Source organism: Rouxiella sp. T17, assembly GCF_036663475.1.
In the GTDB taxonomy this organism is placed as follows: Bacteria; Pseudomonadota; Gammaproteobacteria; order Enterobacterales; family Enterobacteriaceae; genus Rouxiella.
The window spans coordinates 163,309-182,133 of the sequence record NZ_JAWUEA010000035.1 but is presented as its reverse complement, the minus strand read 5'-3'; the positions used below and the strand labels follow the sequence as shown (position 1 = coordinate 182,133).

Sequence of the window (18,825 nt, the reverse complement as noted above, 5' to 3'; positions counted from 1 at the left end):
AGCATCCATTGAATAATATTTTAAAAATCGGACACTTGAGGTTTATTTATGAACAAAAACAGAGGGCTAACGCCTCTGGCGGTCGTTCTGATGCTAACCGGCGGATTAGCTCTTACAGGATGTAACGATAAAAAAACCGAACAGGGCGCGCCATCAGCCCCTGAAGTGGGCGTCGTCACATTAAAAGCCGAACCATTGAACGTGACTACCGAGCTTCCGGGCCGGACTTCTGCTTTCCGCATCGCCGAAGTTCGTCCTCAGGTCAGCGGGATTATCCTGAAGCGTAATTTCGTCGAAGGCAGCGAAGTTAAAGCCGGCACCTCACTTTATCAAATTGATCCTGCGCCTTATCAGGCCACCTACGACAGTGCAAAAGGCGATTTGGCAAAAGCGCAGGCCAGCGCGCAAATTGCCCGCGTGACGGTTAATCGCTACAAGCCGCTGCTCGGCACCAACTACATCAGTAAACAAGATTACGATACTGCCACTTCTACCGCGCTACAGGCCGATGCCTCTACCGTTGCGGCAAAAGCGGCGGTTGAAACTGCTCGCATTAATCTCGCCTACACCAAAGTTATCGCGCCAATCAGCGGCCGTATCGGCAAATCTTCCGTTACCGAAGGAGCGTTGGTGACCAGCAGTCAAACTGACGCGCTAGCCACCGTGCAGCAGCTTGACCCGATTTACGTTGACGTAACGCAGTCGAGCAACGATTTCCTGCGCCTCAAGCAGGAGTTGGCCGACGGCACGCTGAAACAGCAGGACGGCAAGGCAAAAGCCACGCTGGTTCTGGATAACGGCAAAGCTTACGCGCAGCCGGGCGAGCTGGAGTTCTCCGACGTGACCGTGGATGAAACCACCGGTTCGATCACCCTTCGCGCCGTGTTCCCGAATAAAGATGGCCTGCTGCTGCCGGGCATGTTTGTGCGCGCCCGTCTGGACGAAGGCGTAAACAATAACGCGCTGCTGGTGCCGCAACAGGGAATTACCCGTAACCCGCGCGGCGATGCGACGGCGATGGTGGTCGGCGCTGACAATAAAGTCGAACTTCGTACCGTGACCACGACACAGGCCATTGGCGACAAATGGGTCGTGACGGACGGTCTTAAGGCGGGCGACAAAGTGATTGTTACCGGCCTGCAAAAAGTGAAACCGGGCGTTCAGGTAACAGCGCAAGAAGCTGACCAGAAAGCACCTGCTGCAGAAGCAACGAAGTCTTAAAAGGAGCCGGTAATTCATGGCTAATTTCTTTATTGATCGCCCGATCTTTGCCTGGGTAATCGCCATCATTATTATGTTGGCGGGGGGATTATCAATCCTCAAATTACCTATCGCACAGTATCCGACCGTTGCGCCGCCCGCCATTGAGCTAACGGCAACCTATCCGGGTGCCGATGCGCAAACGGTTCAGGACACGGTCACCCAGGTTATCGAACAGAATATGAACGGTATCGATAATCTGATGTATATGTCCTCCACCAGCGACTCATCGGGTGCGGTACAGATAACGCTGACCTTCTCTTCCGGTGCCGACGCGGATATCGCGCAGGTTCAGGTGCAGAACAAACTCCAGCTGGCGATGCCGCTGTTGCCGCAGGAAGTGCAGCAGCAGGGGATCAAAGTCCAGAAATCGAGCAGCAGCTTCCTGATGGTGGCGGGCTTTGTTTCTGACGGCGACATGACGCAGCAGGATATCGCCGACTACGTGGCTTCAAACGTGCAGGACCCTATCAGCCGTACTTCCGGCGTGGGTGACGTGCAGCTGTTTGGTGCGCAGTACGCGATGCGAATCTGGATGGACCCGAACAAGCTGAACAACTATCAGCTGACGCCGGTCGACGTTATCAGCGCGATTACCGTGCAGAACAATCAGGTGGCAGCAGGTCAGCTTGGCGGTACGCCGCCGGTGCCGGGCCAGCAGCTTAACTCGTCGATTGTGGCGCAAACGCGTCTGAAATCGGCCGACGAGTTCGGGCAAATCATCTTGAAAGTGAATAGCGACGGTTCGCAGGTACGCCTGAAAGACGTGGCGGATATCAAGCTCGGCGGCGAAAGCTATGACGTGATTGCCCGTTATAACGGCCAGCCTGCGGCGGGTCTGGGTATCAAGCTGGCGACCAACGCCAACGCCCTCGACACCTCTTCCGCGGTAAAAGCGGAGTTAGCTAAGCTGCAACCGTTCTTCCCGAGCGGCATGAAAGTGGTTTATCCATACGACACCACGCCGTTCGTGAAAATCTCGATTCAGGAAGTGGTAAAAACGCTGGTCGAGGCGATCGTGCTAGTGTTCCTGGTCATGTATCTGTTCCTGCAAAACTTCCGCGCGACGCTGATTCCGACTATCGCCGTGCCGGTGGTTTTACTGGGTACTTTTGCCATTATCGCCGCATTTGGCTACTCGATTAACACCTTGACGATGTTTGGTATGGTGCTCGCCATCGGCCTGCTGGTCGATGATGCGATCGTGGTGGTCGAAAACGTCGAGCGTGTGATGGCCGAAGAAGGCCTGCCGCCGAAAGAGGCGACCCGCAAATCAATGAGCCAGATCCAGGGCGCACTGGTCGGGATCGCGATGGTGCTGTCGGCGGTATTTATTCCGATGGCCTTCTTTGGCGGCTCGACCGGCGTTATCTATCGCCAGTTCTCGATTACCATTGTTTCCGCGATGGTGCTGTCGGTGCTGGTGGCGTTGATTCTGACGCCCGCGCTGTGTGCCACCATGCTGAAGCCTATCCAGAAAGGCGACCACGGTAAAACCACCGGTTTCTTTGGCTGGTTTAACAAGAAGTTTGAGCAGAGCACCCATCACTATACCGACAGCATCGGCAATATTCTGCGCAGTACTGGCCGTTACTTGCTGATTTACCTGCTGATTGTGATTGGCATGGCGCTGCTGTTTATCCGCCTGCCGACCTCGTTCCTGCCGGAAGAAGATCAGGGCGTGTTCCTGACCATGGCCCAGCTTCCTGCCGGTGCCACGCAGGAGCGCACGCAGAAAGTGCTGGATGAAGTCAGCAACTACTATCTAACCAAAGAGAAAGCCAACGTTAACTCGGTATTTACCGTTAACGGCTTTGGTTTTGCAGGACGCGGCCAGAACACCGGTATCGCCTTCGTCAGCCTGAAAGACTGGTCAGAGCGCAGCGGCGCCGAGAATAAAGTCGCCGGTATTACCGGACGGGCGATGGGCGAGTTCAGCAAAATCAAAGATGCCATGGTCTTTGCCTTTAACTTGCCGGCAATTGTCGAGCTGGGCACCGCCACGGGCTTTGACTTCGAACTTATCGACCAGGCTAACCTCGGCCACGACAAGCTGACGCAGGCGCGTAACCAGCTGCTCGGCATGGTCGCACAGCATTCAGATTTGCTGGCGGGCGTGCGTCCGAACGGGTTGGAAGATACGCCGCAGTACAAGCTGGAAATCGATCAGGAGAAAGCCACGGCGTTGGGCGTGTCGATCTCTGACATCAATACCACGCTGGGTGCCTCGCTGGGCGGAAGCTACGTCAATGACTTTATCGATCGCGGTCGCGTGAAGAAAGTTTACGTACAGGGCGACGCCAAGTTCCGCATGCTGCCAAAAGATATCGAAAACTGGTACGTTCGCGGCAGTTCGGGTCAGATGGTGCCCTTCTCTGCCTTCTCTACGGCAAAATGGGAATATGGTTCGCCACGTCTTGAGCGCTATAACGGTCTGCCGTCGATGGAAATTCTCGGCCAGCCGGTTGAAGGCAAAAGTAGCGGCGAAGCGATGGAAATGATGGAGTCGCTGGCTTCGAAACTGCCGAGCGGTATCGGCTTCGACTGGACCGGCATGTCGTATCAGGAAAGGCTGTCGGGCAACCAGGCACCTGCGCTGTACGCCATCTCGCTGATCGTGGTTTTCCTCTGTCTGGCGGCGTTGTACGAGAGCTGGTCGATTCCGTTCTCGGTTATGCTGGTGGTGCCGCTGGGGGTCGTCGGTGCGCTGATTGCGGCCACCGCGCGCGGGTTGAGCAACGACGTTTACTTCCAGGTGGGGCTGTTGACGACCATCGGGCTGTCGGCGAAGAACGCCATCCTGATTGTCGAATTTGCCAAAGACTTGATGGATAAAGAAGGAAAAGGGCTGATTGAAGCGACGCTCGACGCGGTACGTATGCGTTTGCGTCCGATTCTGATGACCTCGCTGGCCTTTATCCTCGGCGTTATGCCGCTGGTTATCAGCACCGGTGCAGGTTCCGGCGCGCAAAACGCCGTAGGTACGGGCGTAATGGGCGGGATGATCACGGCAACGCTGCTGGCAATCTTCTTCGTCCCGGTATTCTTCGTGGTGGTTCGCCGCCGTTTCGGCAAGAAGAAAGACGAGACGGAACAGAACGCGCCGGTTGAATCGCCGCACCATTAATTCAGCTATCTGCTAAATCTTAAGGCCGCACACGCGGCCTTTTTTATTGCCTGCGCTTTTGAGCTTCCCCCGCTTTCGCCTCCGCCATTTTCATTTCGCCTCTTCTGGCACGTTAAATTTTATATAGTAAAAAGTGCATTTCGGGCTTGAAGCCGCGAACCAACGCGCGCATAATAAATGTTATAGTATAACATTACATTTTAGGATTAATTATGAGAGAGAACATTCATCCCGCCTACCGCACCGTGGTTTTCCATGACACCGGCGTTGACGAATATTTCCGCGTGGGCTCGACGATTAAAACCGATCGCACCATTGAACTGGACGGCCAAACCTTCCCGTACGTCACTCTGGATATCTCTTCCGCGTCGCATCCGTATTACACCGGCAAGCAGAAAGAGTTCTCGAAAGAAGGCAGCACCGCGCGCTTCAACCAGCGTTTCGGCAGCTTCATCGGTAAAAAATAAGTCTCTTTGGAGGGATAAATGCAGGTATTAAGCTCACTGAAATCAGCTAAAAATCGTCATCCTGACTGCCGCATCGTCAAGCGCAAAGGCCGTTTGTACGTGATTTGCAAAAGCAATCCGCGCTTCAAAGCCGTTCAGGGTGGCAAGAAGAAGAAGCGTTAATCCCGCCGTTCGAGCCGGATAGCGGATAAATAAGCTTTTAAGAATTGATAGCCATAAAAAAGCCCCGTTGCTGCCCAACGGGGCTTTGTTGCGTGTGTGATTCGCGTCTAAAACATGCGTTTAAAACATGCGTCTAAAAAGAAGTAGAAACGAGTGCCCTCTCCCCCGCCGAAACGGCAGAGAGGGAAACGCTTATTTCATGCTGGCGACAATCGTCTCCACGTTATGAGTGAAGGCTTTCACATAAGTGGTCGCCGGACCCTGCGGGCCTGACAGCGCCTCTGGATAGAGCTCGCCGCCCGGCTGCGCGCCCGTTGCCGAAGCAATCTGCTTCACTAAACGCGGGTCAGTCTGGTTCTCGATAAAGTAGGTTTTCACCTTCTCGTCTTTAATCTGCTTAATTAATCCTGCTACGCCGCTGGCGCTGGCTTCAGACTCGGTAGAGAAACCGACCGGCGCCATAAACGTCACGTTATATTCTTTGCCGAAATAGCCGAACGCGTCGTGGCTGGTCAAGACTTTGCGTTTGCTCATCGGAATGCCTTTGAACTCCTGCTTGGCCCACACATCAAGCTTTTTCAGCTGCTCGATGTAAGCATTGCCGTGCTGACGGAAATAATCGGCATCTTCAGGATCGGCGGCAATCAGCGCGTTCATCACGTTGGTGGCGTAAATCACGCCGTTTGCCATGCTGTTCCAGGCGTGTGGATCGGTAACGGTTTTGCCATCGTCTTCCATCTTGCGCGAATCTACGCCTTGAGAAGCCACGATGATTTTGCCGTGATAACCAGAGGCGCCGATCAGGCGATCCATCCACCCTTCCATGCCCAAACCACTGACGAAGACCACGTCGGAAGAGGCCAGCGACTTGCTGTCTTTCGGCGCGGGTTCAAAGCTGTGCGGGTCGCCATCGGGTCCGACAAGGCTGGTGACCTTAACGTGATCGCCACCGACTTCCTGCACGATATCGCCGAGGATAGAAAAACTGGCCACGGCATTAACAGTTTTCGCCATCGCTAGCGGGCTCGACAGTAGGGCAGCTACTGACAGAGCAACGGGTAAAAGTTTCATTTCCACTCCTTTTTAGACGTCATCTACACCCATTATTGGGCGCTTTATTTTTTACTACTTAACGACGCGAGGCGGTCAACATGCCGCCGCGCGTTCCAAACAGAACCGAGATAAAGAAAATAACGTTGGCGCTAAGCACGATCGCCGGTCCAGCGGGCAGCGAGGCGTAGTAAGACCAAATCAGCCCAACTACGCTCGACAGCATGCCGATTACCATGGCAATCAACAGTGTATGGGGCAGATCTTTCCCCCAGAAACGGGCACTGGCGGCGGGCAGCATCATCAAACCCACTGACATCAAGGTGCCGAGGATTTGGAAACCGGCGACCAGATTCACTACCACCAGCGCCAAAAAGATGCCCTGAATTACCGCCAGCCATTTTCCGGCGCTCACGCGTAGAAACAGCGCATCAAAAGATTCGATAACCAGCGCGCGATAAATACAGGCAAGAATGATCAACGACGCGCTGCTGATCGAACCGACCATCAGCAAGGCGTGGGAATCGATCGCTAAAATCGAGCCGAACAGCACGTGCAGCAGGTCGACGCTGGACCCTTTAAGAGAAACCAGCGTGACGCCGAGCGCGAGAGATCCGAGATAAAAACCGGCAAAGCTGGCATCTTCTTTAAGCTGGGTGCGACGACTGACCACGCCGGAAAGCATGGCGACCGCCAGACCGGCAATAAATCCGCCCACGCCCATCGCAACCAATGACATGCCCGAAATCAGATACCCGATGGCCGCGCCGGGTAAAACGGCGTGACTCAGCGCGTCGCCGACTAAGCTCATGCGGCGCAGTAAAAGGAAGACGCCCAACGGCGTGGCGCTAATGGAAAGCGCGAGACAGGCGATGAGCGCGCGGCGCATAAAACCAAATTGCACAAAGGGATCGGCTAACAGATGAAACCACATCATTTAATAACTCTCCGCTGCTCGCTGAACTCGTCGGCCAGGATGCAGGCATGATCGCGGTGAGGAAAATGGCACAACACTTCGTCGGCCGTTCCCCAAATATTTTGCTGCGGACTCAGGAACAGTACCTGAGGGAAATGACGGGCCACCATCGCAATGTCGTGCAGCACGGCGATCACCGTTTTCCCCTGCGCATGCCATTGATGGATAACCTTTAACAGCAGCTCGGTGGTCTGGCTGTCGATGCCGGTAAACGGCTCGTCGAGCATAATCAGCGGCGCCTGCTGAATCAGCAAACGGGCAAACAGCGTGCGTTGCAGCTGGCCGCCGGAAAGTTCACCGACCGCAAAATTGCGCATTTCGGTCATGCCTACGGTATCGAGCGCCTCAATAACCTGACGCTCAGACTCACGGCTGATGCCGCCAAACAGCCCGCTTTGCGGCCAGCAGCCCATCGCCACCAAATCAAACACGCTGATCGGAAATTGGCGGTCGAGTTCGACCTGCTGCGGCAAGTACGCGAGCTGGGGACGCTTATTTTTTGCGGCATTGCTCACATAGTCGATAGAACCCGAAATGGCCGGTTGCAGTCCCGCCAGCGTTTTCAGAAAGGTCGATTTACCCGCGCCGTTGGCACCAATGACGGCAGTCAACGAGCCTGCGGTAATTTGGCCGCTCAACGGCATCGCAACGGCTCGGCGTTCGTAGCCGACTTCGAGTCTGGAGATGTTAATCATGGCAGGGAGATGGCCCAATAGATCCCGAGCCACAATATTGCCAATAAAATCAGGGCAATAGCACAGCGGGAAAATGCAGAAAGAGTAAACAGTGTTTTGGTCATAATGAGTTGCTCTGGAGATGTTATAATATAACAACATAAATGACGTCGTTTTTCAAGAAGGCACCAGAACGGCGTTTCCCTCGGCCTGCTCTACGTTCCGCCCTGTGCGCCAGCTCAAACTCCTGTTAAAAATCGCCTATTACTCCAAGAGATAAAAACGTAATCAAGTATGAAATTTCTAAAAAAACACATTAAAAACAGGGTGATATAATTGCTTTGCTAACGTAATTATTTCGAATCCATTGCGTACAAGCCTCAAAAAATATGCAATAATTGGCTCAGTCTGTTTTTTTGCCAAAAGCTCTTAAGAAGAAAGCTCTTATGAAAAAATTGATTCCCTATGATGTCCGAGAGAAAGTGCCAGGCGTTGCGGAACTAAAGCAAATAATAGAATCTAATATTCAGGTGATCGAAGATCCATTAACTGCTGGTTTAGGTTATTATTCGCCAAATGCTCGTTATACACCGGGTTCACTGGTCATCAAATCTGTCGAACAAAAATCTAATCAAACGTATTCAATGAGTTACAGTTATGATTGGACCATCTTTAATGGTTGTCTCGACCTGAATGCGGAAGAAGATTCTAAAGAGACGGTTTCCTTTATCATTAAACCGGATGGATTAGAGTTCGATATAATAGATTTTGATTCTGTCGGCACGGAAAATGAATTGTAAGTTTCAGTAATAGGTTTGCGCAGTTTTCTAAAATTAGATTATATTTAATATTGTAAGACCATTATTAAGTCATGATAAACATCCTCCGACTCTTAATGGCTCCGGCTAACCTTCAGGTTTTACTTCCTGCCCGGTCCAGCCTCCGGCAACCCTTATCGATAATAAATGTAGTTTGGTTTTAACAGGGTATTACTCTTACCCGGCAGTCCCTGGTTAGCTCGGATTTTGTTGTTTACTTAATGTTTTTGTTTACTCACAGAGTGTTATCACACCGAATAACCATTACGGAGGGGATGATATGGATGAGTACTCGCCTAAGCGACATGATATTGCGCAACTGCGGTTCCTCAACGAGAACTTGTATGACGAAGGAATTGCGACCTTGGGAGACAGTCATCACGGCTGGGTCAATGACCCTACCTCGGCTGTCAATTTGCAGCTTAATGACCTGATTGAGCATATTGCCTCTTTCGTCATGAGCTTTAAAATTAAATACCCGGACGAAACAAACCTCAGCGATCTGGTAGAAGAGTATCTCGATGATACCTATACCCTATTCAGCAATTACGGAATAAACGATTCTGATTTACGTCAATGGCAAAAAACCAAGAAACGACTATTCAGAATGTTCTCAGGGGATTATGTTTGTGCTCTGATGAAAACCTAAAGATAATTTAATAAAGTATTACGCTACCGTTGAAAAGGCCATGATGAACAAAATTGATTATTTGATGCGTTTAAGAAAATGCACCACCATTGATACTCTTGAACGCGTTATTGAGAAAAATAAGTACGAGCTTTCTAATGATGAGCTGGAGCTCTTTTACTCTGCTGCCGATCACCGTCTTGCAGAACTGACGATGAACAAGCTGTACGATAAAATCCCTACCTCCGTCTGGAAATTCGTCCGCTAATTTTTTCTGACCATGACCTCGTTGAGTCGATATTTATATCGGCTCAACCCCTATTGTCTATGACAATACTGCTTTTATATAAAGCCGGTTTACGCCTGATTTCATTAATAGATTTATTGCCTTGATTTACTGCCATCCATGCGTGCAGTGAATACCTTGCCCTGCCCATTTTCCATTGCCGCTTCCTTATCGTTTCATCCTCCTTCGCCACTCTCTCCGTCTTCGCCACCCTCTCCGTTATTGCTGTAAATTCGCGCAAAAACTCGAGATAAAATCGCCGTCAGGTTTTTAATAAATTTTCGCAACGACCTTTGGATAGATCTTGGGATAGACGTTTTTAAAGTGATCTTGAGATAGACGTGTGGATAGAGGTTTGGACAGAAATTTGGAAAGTTGCATTGTTGACAGTAGAGTGAGCAGAAGTGTAATCGAGAGTGGCTGCCAAGGTTGCTGCTGAGGTTACTGAATTGCTTGAGGTTACTAAGAGGAGTCTTGAGGTTACTGATGAAGGTAGGGCTGAAATGGTGGAGGCCCTGCCAGCTACATCCCGGCACACACGACACCTGCTATGGCTGCTTCCTTCCGGACCTGACCTAGTTAACAAGTTAGCGTTGCGGGAGAACCAACAGGGCCCCCATTGTCGTTAACGGCTTCAATACTGCGAAGCGGTGGGCATTATTACGGATGAGGTGCACAAAAGCAAGTTAACTGCCGACAACCGTTGTTTTCTTATACAATCATTGGCAGATATTTTTACAAAGGTGCTGGGCATGTCAGAAATCGACAATTTTCGCCAACGGGTGTTTCAAATTCTCGCCGCCATTCCGCAAGGTCAGGTCACGACTTACGGCGATGTCGCGCGCATGGCCGGTTCGCCGCGCGCGGCCAGACAGGTCGGCGGCGTGCTAAAAAAATTGCCCGAAGGCAGCACGTTGCCGTGGCATCGGGTGGTTAATCGTCACGGCGAGATTTCACTGCAAGGGGAAGATTTCAAAAGACAGCGCCAGGCATTGCTGGCAGAAGGCGTTATGTTCAGCGAAGGGCGGATTGATTTGCTCACCTTTGGCTGGAAATTCTAAACGCGGAACCTCGCTCCAGACCTTCCACTCTCCTCCAAAATAAAAAACTCCCCCGCTTCGGCTTTTCCTATTCAAACAGGAAAGAGAAAACGGGGGAGCTTGGCCGACTGATCGCTCAGCTAGCAGTAATCGCTAACTATCAATACATTGGCGTCGGCGTTTGTGCTGGTGCGCCGTTAGGCTGCGACGGAATTCCCGGGGTCATTGGCGCAGCGGCTGGCTGCGTGACGACCGGAACCGAGGTCGCAGGGATCAGCTGCAGATCGGCGCGCGTGCCCTTGGCATCATTAATGACTTCTTTGATGTCTTGGGTAATAAACGCCAGACGACCATTAATAGTCAGCGCCGCACTCAGGATAATGTGAGATTTTGGCTGAATATCCTGCGGATTATAAGGCAGGATAAAGCTGAATGGTGCCTGCTTCCCTTCGGTACGCGCGACTTTCTGGGCAATGACGCGCGATGGCGCATCGGCCATTGAGGCGTCAGACAACGTGACCGTCAGCACCGAATCCGGCGGCAGCGCAACACGCTGAGCAATATTTACCGTACCCGAAACGTTAGGCCCGGTAATTGCAGGCATGCTCGACGGGCTCGCGGACGAGTTAGGGGATTCTGGGGGCGGTGTCGGATGTGTAGCACAACCTGCTAGAGCAAAAGACAGCGCGGTCCCACCTACTATCTGCCAAAGTTTCATAGATCGTACTCCTTTTATTGTCATCTTTTCGGCAACGGTTCTATATGCCAATTTGATTCAAATAGTTAATTTAACCACTCGTACAAATAACTATGGCACATAAATCCGAATTATTCCTGTTGCCGGAAGAAAGCCACTTCTGCCTGCGAGCAGTATCCACTATCTTTTATTGAGAAACGCCCGCCATCACAGCATAGTAGAAAAAACAACGTGACGAGGTCAGCCATGAGTCAGGCACTGGATAATCTTTTAGATTTGCTTAATCTCGAGAAAATTGAAGAAGGACTGTTTCGCGGACAAAGCGAAGATCTCGGCCTGCGTCAGGTCTTTGGCGGTCAGGTTGTCGGTCAGGCGCTGTATGCTGCAAAGCAGATGGTGCCCAGCGATCGCAGCATTCACTCGTTTCACAGCTATTTTCTGCGCCCCGGTGACAGCAGCAAGCCGATTGTCTATGACGTCGAAACACTGCGCGACGGCAACAGTTTCAGCGCGCGACGGGTCAAGGCAGTGCAAGGCGGCAAGCCGATATTTTATATGACCGCCTCCTTTCAGAGCCACGAAGAGGGTTATGAGCATCAAAACAGCATGCCAGAAGTGCCCGCGCCTGAAACGCTGCCTTCCGAGTCAGAGATTGCCAGGAATTTTGCCCATCTGATCCCCGAGAAGTTCAGGGAAAAATTCACCGGCCAGCGTCCTATCGAGATGCGTCCGGTAAAATTTCACAATCCGTTGCAGGGTAAAAAAGATCTCCCCGAGCGGGCAATCTGGATAAAGGCCAACGGCGAAATGCCCGACGATTTGCGTATCCATCAATATCTGCTGGGTTACGCCTCGGATTTCAATTTCCTGCCGACCGCGCTCCAGCCTCACGGCGTCGGTTTTTTGGAGCCGGGAATGCAGGTCGCGACGATCGATCACTCGATGTGGTTCCACCGCCCTTTCCGTCTGGACGAATGGCTGCTGTACAGCATTGAGAGCCCGTCGGCGTCGGGCGCAAGGGGATTTGTCAGAGGCCAGTTTTATACCCGTGAGGGCGTGCTGGTCGCCTCGACGGTGCAGGAAGGCGTGATGCGAAACAGAAAGACCGAGTAACGAGCTAGAAAGCGCGCTTCTATAAAATCTTGCAGAAGCCTGTTATCGCAGGCAAATAGAAAAGGGGACGATAAATTTATCGTCCCCTTTTGCTTACTCATCATTAATCGTTATTTTTATTAAATCGAAACTTTTATCAACGTCCGTTCAGCAGCGGGAAGCTTACTGGTTGTAGGCGTTTTCGCCGTGGCTGTTGACGTCCAGACCTTCGCGCTCCTGCTCTTCCGGAACACGCAGACCCACGACCATGTCAGCAATTTTGTAGGCGATGAACGCGACAACGCTTGACCAGACCAGTGTAACGACTACGCTCAGCAGCTGGATCCAGACCTGATGACCCATGGTCACGCCTTCTGCATAACCCGTGCCGCCCAGCGAGCTGGCGCTGAATACGCCGGTCAGGATACAACCTACGATTCCGCACACGCCGTGAACGCCGAACACGTCACAGGTATCATCCACGTTGAGCCATTTTTTCAGGGTAACAACACCCCACAGGCCAGCAACGCCGCCTACCAGACCGATAATCAATGCACCGCCCACGCCGACTGTACCACAGGCCGGAGTGATGGCAACCAGACCCGCGATGGCACCGGAACAGGCACCCAGCAGAGAAGGTTTACCGCGCACCATCCACTCCACCAGCACCCATGACAGGATTGCGCCTGCGGTTGCCATAACGGTGTTCAGGAATGCCAGCGCAGCAATCGGGCTTGCGGAGCTTGCAGAACCGGCGTTGAAGCCGAACCAGCCAACATACAGAACCGATGCGCCGATGAAGACCATTGGCAGGTTGTGAGGTTTGAACGCCTCTTTGCCAAAGCCTGCACGTTTGCCCAGCAGGTAAGCACCCACCAGACCGGCGCTCGCGGCGTTAATGTGCACCACGGTGCCGCCTGCGAAGTCCAGCGCGCCATCGGCCGCCAGGAAACCGCCTGCCCACACCATGTGTGCGATAGGAATATAAGAGAAGGTCAACCAGATAACGGTGAAGATCAGGACCGCCGAGAAGCGGACACGTTCAGCGATACCGCCAACCACCAGCGCAACCGTAATGGCCGCGAACGAGCATTGGAACGCCACGTGGATCATCTGCGAGAAGGTGCCGGTGACAGACGTCAGGCCAATGCCTTTCAGCATCGCGTTGCTGAAGCCGCCGAAGAAGGCGTTACCTTCGCTGAATGCCAGGCTGTAGCCATAAAGCATCCACAATACGCAAACCAGTGCAAAAGTGACGATGACCTGAGTCAGCATCGACAACACGTTTTTCGAACGCAGCAGGCCGCCGTAAAACAGCGCCACGCCTGGAACAGTCATGAACAACACCAGTGCTGTACAAATCATCATGAAGGCATTATCAGCGCCGTTGGCAACCGGATCGGCCGCCATTGCCAGTGAAGGCAACAAGGCAACGCCAGCCAGCCCCATCATGGATAAAAGTTTTTTCATTATTAATCTACCCCTATTGCTGAACGACCATTTTTCTACCGATCGCTCTTTTATCGATCAGTTTTTATTGATCAGTCTTTTATTGATCAAAGTTATTGTTTTGCTACTCACCACCGATTCTTTTATTACAGAGCTGCTTCGTCGGTTTCGCCGGTACGGATGCGAATAACGCGTTGCAATTCAGCAACGAAAATCTTGCCATCGCCGATTTTGCCGGTATAGGCCGCTTTGCTAATCACATCAACGACTTCGTCTAACTGATCGTCAGCGATAGCGATATCTATTTTTACTTTTGGCAGGAAGTTGACGCTATATTCAGCACCACGATACAACTCCGCATGACCTTTTTGGCGACCAAAACCTTTAACTTCCGTCACGGTCAGCCCTTGAATGCCTACAGCTGACAGCGCTTCACGCACGTCTTCCAGCTTGAAAGGTTTGATCACCACAGTAACCAGCTTCATTTTGCCACTCCTTACATTGAGAGCTTATCGTGATACAACTCACGCCCGATACGGATTGGATAAAGCAAGGGTTGTGCCAAAACTGCTCAATTTAGCCGATTCAGCCTGTTAGCCCCGAATAGCGCCATTTTAGGAATATTCAGAAAAGGTTTGGCAAGGATCCTGCCGGGAACTGATTAATTATTAAGCACCAAAACAGTGCAGAGTGGTCACAAAGAGTGCAGGGTTATCGGAGGGCGCTGAGGGGATGCAAGAAGATGGTGCGAGTGGCCCGAAAACAGTCGAGATTTCGTAGCGGGAACGCGCGCGCCGTATGCCGAAAACTGGCGCGCGGCGCGCGGATTGAGCAAGAAAAACGGGCAGTAAACGTTATTCGGCGGAGGCTAACTCTTCGCCCGCTAATTGCAGCTGATACATCTGATAGTAGCGGCCTTTTTCCTGCAACAGTTGCAGGTGATTACCCTGCTCTACCGCCTGTCCGCGATGCAGCACCAGAATATTGTCGGCATCGACGATGGTCGAAAGCCGGTGCGCGATAACCACCAGCGTCGTCTGCTGGCGAATTGCGCGCAGCGCGCGGGAAATCGCCTGCTCGGTGCCGGAATCGATATTGGCCGTTGCCTCGTCGAGGATCAAAATTTCGGGCGCTTGCACCAGAACGCGCGCCATCGCCAGCAGCTGCTTCTGCCCAACAGAGAGATTATTGCCCTGTTCGCCGAGCCGCGTGTAAATACCTTCGGGCATCGCCTTGACCAACGGCGCCAGTTGCACGGTTTCCAGCGCCAGCCACACCTGCTCTTCGTCGACATCGCGACCCAGCGTGACGTTTGCCAGCACCGATTCGGCCAGAACAACAGGGTCTTGCTGCACCATCGCCACGCCTTTTCGCAGGCAAGAGTGCGACAGCGTGGTCAGCGAGCGGCCATCAATGCGGATATCGCCTTTGTTTAACGGATAATAACCCATCAGCAAATTCGCCAGCGTGCTCTTGCCGCTGCCGGTGTGCCCAACCAGCGCCACAAAGCCGCGCGACGGCACGTGCAGCGAGATATTCTCGAGCACCATTTTGTCCTGACGATAGGCAAAGCTGACGTCATCGAATTCAATTTCGCCGCTGGCCAACGGCGCGGTATCTTCGCCATATTCCTGCTGCGACCTATCCATCAGGTCAAAGATGCGCTCACCGGCGACCACCGCCTGCTGTAAAATCGACTGCTGCGAGGTCAGCGCGATCAGCGGTTCGTTGAGGCGCGAAAGATAGTTGATGAACGCGTAAAGCACCCCGACGCCAATACTGCCCTCTTCGCTGAAACCAAACAGCACCAGCAGGCCACAGAGGATCAGTGATCCGAACAGGCTAAGCAGCGGACGCAGCAGAAAACCCTCGAGTTTCAGCGTTTTCATCCGCGCCATGTAATGCGACTGACTGGCGCGGGTCAGGCGTTCGCCGAAGCGTTTCTGCTGGCGAAACTGCTGCACGACGCCCATGCCGTTGATCACTTCATTAAAGCCGTCGTTGATATCCGCTAAATAACCACGCACCAAACGCACCACCGGCGTGCTGTAAGTTTGATACAGCGCCATCACCACCAGCACCGCCGGGAAGATGCACGAGGCGATCAGCGCCATGCGCCAGTCGAGTAAAAACATCGCCACCAGCATCGCGCCAATCAGGGCAATGCTGCGCAAAACGGTGGAAACGACGGTGACGTAAAGGTCGCGGATCACTTCGGTATCGTTGGTCACGCGAGAAATAAGCTGCCCGACCGGCTGAGTATCGAAGGCGCTCAATGGCTGGCGCAGCGCCGCGTCCATCACATCGGTACGCAGTTGCTGAACCACGCCCACCGCCGCGCGATTAAACAGTAACGCCTGCGAATAGTGCAGGCTGGCGGCCAGAATTTGTAGCACGATAAAAGTCACCGCCAGCAGGCTGACCATGCCGAGCGGCAGATTGCCTTTGGAGACATAATGGTCGATGAAATAGCTGATAAGGATCGGGCCGAGCACCTCGGCGGCGGCGGCGATCCACAGCATAATTACCGCCATCGACAGCGGTCGGCGATAAGATTTGCCGTACACCAGCAGGCGTTTCAAGGTGGGCCACAGTTTGATTTTTTTAGCTGGCGGCGAGTTGGAGAGGACCTGACTCATGGCGATACGGGCTCCTGTTCGGCAGGAACATCATCCAGCGCCGCTTCAAGCTGTTGATAACGATGCATATCACGATACCAACCGGCGTTAGCGGCCAGCGTCTCGTGGCTGCCGCGCTGCGCTACGGTGCCTTTGTTGAACACCAGAATCTCGGCGGCATCGACCAGCGCAGAGAGTCGGTGAGCGCTGATAATCACCGTTTTATTGCTGCCCCAGTCACGCAGGTTTTGCAGAATTTGGTGCTCGGTGCGGCCATCGATGGCGCTGAGGGCGTCGTCGAGGATCAGAATTTCGGCATCAAGCAGCAGCGCGCGAGCAATCGAAATTCGCTGCTTTTGCCCGCCGGAGAGCATCACGCCGCGCTCGCCGACTTCGGTTTCATAGCCTTGCGGCAATCGCAGAATGTCGTCGTGAACGCAGGCCATGATGGCCGCCTGCTCGATTTGTTCGGTCGTCGCATCGGGTCGGCCAAGCGCGATATTTTGCGCGATGGTATCGGAGAACAAAAACGGCGTCTGGCTCACTACGGCGAGTCTGGCGCGCCAGTCATCAAGCACAACGTCACTTAGAGGATGATTCTGGTAGCGAATGCTGCCCTGCGTGACGTCAAACTGCCGCTGAATCAGCGCCAGCAGCGTACTCTTTCCGGAACCGGTCGGCCCGCAAAGTCCGAGCATGTTGCCCGGCGCGAGGCTGAATTTTACATCGTGCAAAGACGGCGCGGCGGTTTGCGGATAGACAAAAGTCTCGATATTCACCTCAAGCGGGCTGCGCTCGGCACAAAGCGGCACGCTGCCATCCACCACGCACGGCGCTTCCTGCAACAGGCTGCGAATGCGACTGTAGGCCGCGCTGCCACGTTCAACAATGTTGAACATCCAGGCTAACGCCAGCATCGGCCAAATCATCAAGCCGAGATACATCACGAAGCTGGTCAGCTGGCCGAGTGTCAGATAGCCGTTGACCACCATCCAGCTGCCGCCGCCGATCGCCAGCAGGTTTGCCATCGCAATCGAGACATAAATAGTCGGATCAAAACGGGCATCGACGCGCGCCACGCGCATGTTTTTGAAGCCGGTATCTTCCGCGACATCGGCAAACTGCGAAGACTGATGATTTTCAAGCCCGAAGGCCTTGATCATGCGGATGCTGGTTAAGCTCTCCTGCGCCTGATCGTTTAATGAGGAAAACGCCGCCTGCGCGACTTTGAAACGCTGGTGCAGCTGGTCACCGTAGCGTTTGATGACCGCCGCCATAATCGGCATCGGCACAAGAGAAAGCAGCGTAAGTTCCCAGCTGATTTGGGTCGCCATCACAATCAAAACCGCCAGCCCCATGACCAGCGAATCCACCAGCGTCAATACGCCCTCGCCCGCGGCAAACACCACGCGGTCAACGTCGTTGGTGGCGCGCGCAATCAAATCGCCCGTGCGATGACGCAAATAAAACGCCGGATGCTGACGACTCAGTTGGCGATAGAAATTTTGACGCAGCTCGACGGCCAGCTGATAAGAGGCCCCAAACAGCAGCACGCGCCAGACGTAGCGCAGCAGATAGACCAGCACGGCCGTGCCCAAAATGAGGCCAAGCCAGCCAAAAAGTTTACTGGAGGGAAGGGTCTTGCTGGTCACGCCGTCAATAATGATCCCGACCAATTTCGGCGGCAACAGTTGCAGAATGGCAATGATGATTAACAGGGCGACGGCTCCCAGATACCTTTGCCATTCACGGCGAAAATACCAGGCCAGTTGGGCGAACAATCTCACGCAGATTTTTCCATGTCTTTTATTGTAGAGAGTCTATTTTTCCATTAAAGAGAGCAGTTGTTACTTTCTTTGATTGTCGAGATCCGTTTTGTTTATCACTAAAGATACGAGCCTAGAATAGCACTGATGAGCCACCCTGCTCATGAAAAATTTTTTACCTAAAGTGGCAAATGGGTGGTCGACTTGATGCGCTCCATCGCGAAGTTTGAGGTCACATCAAGCAGGCCCGGCACGGCGCTCACCAGCTTTTTGTAGAAATTGTCATAGCTTTTCATGTCGGCGACCTGCACTTGCATCAGGTAATCAAACTCACCGGCCATGCGATAAAAAGAGAGCACCTCGGGGAAAGACTCGACCTGCTCGACAAAATTCTGATACCACTGACTGCTGTGCTGCTGAGTTTTAATGCGCACAAACGCGGTCAGGCTGAGGCCAAGCTTGTCGCCATCCAGCAGGGCAACTTTGCCGCGAATAACGCCCTCTTCTTCCAGCCGTTTAATTCTTTTCCAGCAGGGCGTCGAGGTCAGATTTACCGCCTCGGCCAATTCGTTTAACGACAACGTACAGTCTTGCTGCAACATTGAGAGCAGCTTACGGTCAGTTTTATCTATCATTGGGCGCTCCGAGAGAAAATCTTTCTCTAAAACTGCCGTTATCGATGAAAAATAGCAATCCTTTTTCTTGGTGAGCACGG

The 18,825-nt window shown here is 52.9% G+C and carries 18 protein-coding genes and 1 other RNA gene; 9 read left to right on the top strand and 10 right to left on the bottom strand.

What is annotated here, in order from left to right:
- Positions 1–48: 48 nt before the first annotated feature.
- The 4 genes from SC206_RS14290 to ykgO all read left to right on the top strand — a co-directional run bounded on the left by SC206_RS14290 (position 49) and on the right by ykgO (position 5,016).
- Positions 49–1,221 (top strand): efflux RND transporter periplasmic adaptor subunit, encoded by a 1,173-nt coding sequence (locus SC206_RS14290; RefSeq protein WP_332738093.1) that lies wholly within the window; start codon positions 49–51, stop codon positions 1,219–1,221.
- Positions 1,222–1,237: 16 nt separating this feature from the next.
- Entirely contained in the window at positions 1,238–4,387 is a 3,150-nt protein-coding gene (gene acrB, locus SC206_RS14285) for a multidrug efflux RND transporter permease subunit AcrB (protein WP_332738092.1), read from the top strand.
- 212 nt (positions 4,388–4,599) lie between these two features.
- Positions 4,600–4,854, top strand: coding sequence for a type B 50S ribosomal protein L31 (locus SC206_RS14280; RefSeq protein WP_332738091.1), 255 nt, complete (start codon positions 4,600–4,602; stop codon positions 4,852–4,854).
- A gap of 18 nt (positions 4,855–4,872) precedes the next feature.
- A complete protein-coding gene (ykgO, locus tag SC206_RS14275; protein ID WP_045046082.1) occupies positions 4,873–5,016 on the top strand; it encodes a type B 50S ribosomal protein L36 in 144 nt (47 codons plus the stop codon).
- Positions 5,017–5,208: 192 nt separating this feature from the next.
- Here the strand turns inward: ykgO and SC206_RS14270 are convergent, their stop codons facing one another.
- The 3 genes from SC206_RS14270 to SC206_RS14260 are packed head-to-tail and all read right to left on the bottom strand — an operon-like array spanning position 5,209 to position 7,737.
- Positions 5,209–6,087: a metal ABC transporter substrate-binding protein gene (locus tag SC206_RS14270; RefSeq protein ID WP_332738090.1), complete on the bottom strand. Its 879-nt coding sequence runs from the start codon at positions 6,085–6,087 to the stop codon at positions 5,209–5,211.
- Positions 6,088–6,145: 58 nt separating this feature from the next.
- The gene (locus tag SC206_RS14265; protein WP_332738089.1) at positions 6,146–7,003 is read right to left on the bottom strand and encodes a metal ABC transporter permease; all 858 of its coding nucleotides are present in this window, start codon (positions 7,001–7,003) and stop codon (positions 6,146–6,148) included.
- On the bottom strand, positions 7,000–7,737 hold the full coding sequence (locus SC206_RS14260; protein ID WP_332738088.1) for a metal ABC transporter ATP-binding protein: 738 nt from the start codon (positions 7,735–7,737) through the stop codon (positions 7,000–7,002). Before SC206_RS14260 ends, SC206_RS14265 begins: the two co-directional genes overlap by 4 nt.
- A 425-nt stretch (positions 7,738–8,162) precedes the next feature.
- On the opposite strand from SC206_RS14260, the gene SC206_RS14255 reads away from it, so the two are divergent.
- The 3 genes from SC206_RS14255 to SC206_RS14245 all read left to right on the top strand — a co-directional run bounded on the left by SC206_RS14255 (position 8,163) and on the right by SC206_RS14245 (position 9,430).
- A complete protein-coding gene (locus SC206_RS14255) occupies positions 8,163–8,516 on the top strand; it encodes a hypothetical protein (RefSeq protein WP_332738087.1) in 354 nt (117 codons plus the stop codon).
- Positions 8,517–8,814: 298 nt separating this feature from the next.
- Positions 8,815–9,183 carry an Hha toxicity modulator TomB gene (tomB, locus tag SC206_RS14250; RefSeq protein WP_045046077.1) on the top strand — a complete coding sequence of 123 codons (369 nt, stop codon included), beginning with the start codon at positions 8,815–8,817 and terminating at the stop codon, positions 9,181–9,183.
- A gap of 43 nt (positions 9,184–9,226) precedes the next feature.
- Positions 9,227–9,430 carry an HHA domain-containing protein gene (locus tag SC206_RS14245; RefSeq protein WP_026110585.1) on the top strand — a complete coding sequence of 68 codons (204 nt, stop codon included), beginning with the start codon at positions 9,227–9,229 and terminating at the stop codon, positions 9,428–9,430.
- Positions 9,431–9,961: 531 nt separating this feature from the next.
- Here the strand turns inward: SC206_RS14245 and ffs are convergent.
- Positions 9,962–10,058: signal recognition particle sRNA small type (gene ffs / locus SC206_RS14240), an RNA gene on the bottom strand.
- A gap of 142 nt (positions 10,059–10,200) precedes the next feature.
- Here ffs and SC206_RS14235 point away from each other — a divergent pair.
- Positions 10,201–10,509, top strand: a complete 309-nt coding sequence (locus SC206_RS14235) for an MGMT family protein (protein ID WP_332738086.1) — start codon at positions 10,201–10,203, stop codon at positions 10,507–10,509.
- Positions 10,510–10,648: 139 nt separating this feature from the next.
- Here SC206_RS14235 and SC206_RS14230 read toward each other — a convergent pair whose 3' ends face one another.
- Entirely contained in the window at positions 10,649–11,206 is a 558-nt protein-coding gene (locus SC206_RS14230; protein WP_332738085.1) for a YbaY family lipoprotein, read from the bottom strand.
- A gap of 225 nt (positions 11,207–11,431) precedes the next feature.
- On the opposite strand from SC206_RS14230, the gene tesB reads away from it, so the two are divergent.
- Positions 11,432–12,298 (top strand): acyl-CoA thioesterase II, encoded by an 867-nt coding sequence (gene tesB / locus SC206_RS14225; RefSeq protein ID WP_332738084.1) that lies wholly within the window; start codon positions 11,432–11,434, stop codon positions 12,296–12,298.
- A 162-nt stretch (positions 12,299–12,460) separates the two neighbouring features.
- Here tesB and amtB read toward each other — a convergent pair whose 3' ends face one another.
- The 5 genes from amtB to SC206_RS14200 form a co-directional block, all read right to left on the bottom strand.
- Positions 12,461–13,747 (bottom strand): ammonium transporter AmtB, encoded by a 1,287-nt coding sequence (gene amtB, locus SC206_RS14220; protein ID WP_332738083.1) that lies wholly within the window; start codon positions 13,745–13,747, stop codon positions 12,461–12,463.
- A 125-nt stretch (positions 13,748–13,872) separates the two neighbouring features.
- Positions 13,873–14,211, bottom strand: coding sequence for a P-II family nitrogen regulator (gene glnK / locus SC206_RS14215; RefSeq protein ID WP_045046072.1), 339 nt, complete (start codon positions 14,209–14,211; stop codon positions 13,873–13,875).
- Positions 14,212–14,580: 369 nt separating this feature from the next.
- Positions 14,581–16,365 carry a SmdB family multidrug efflux ABC transporter permease/ATP-binding protein gene (locus SC206_RS14210; protein WP_332738082.1) on the bottom strand — a complete coding sequence of 595 codons (1,785 nt, stop codon included), beginning with the start codon at positions 16,363–16,365 and terminating at the stop codon, positions 14,581–14,583.
- Positions 16,362–18,131: a SmdA family multidrug ABC transporter permease/ATP-binding protein gene (locus SC206_RS14205; protein WP_332738081.1), complete on the bottom strand. Its 1,770-nt coding sequence runs from the start codon at positions 18,129–18,131 to the stop codon at positions 16,362–16,364. The genes SC206_RS14210 and SC206_RS14205 overlap by 4 nt, the downstream gene beginning before the upstream one ends.
- A gap of 158 nt (positions 18,132–18,289) precedes the next feature.
- Positions 18,290–18,745, bottom strand: a complete 456-nt coding sequence (locus SC206_RS14200; protein WP_332738080.1) for an Lrp/AsnC family transcriptional regulator — start codon at positions 18,743–18,745, stop codon at positions 18,290–18,292.
- Positions 18,746–18,825: the final 80 nt, after the last annotated feature.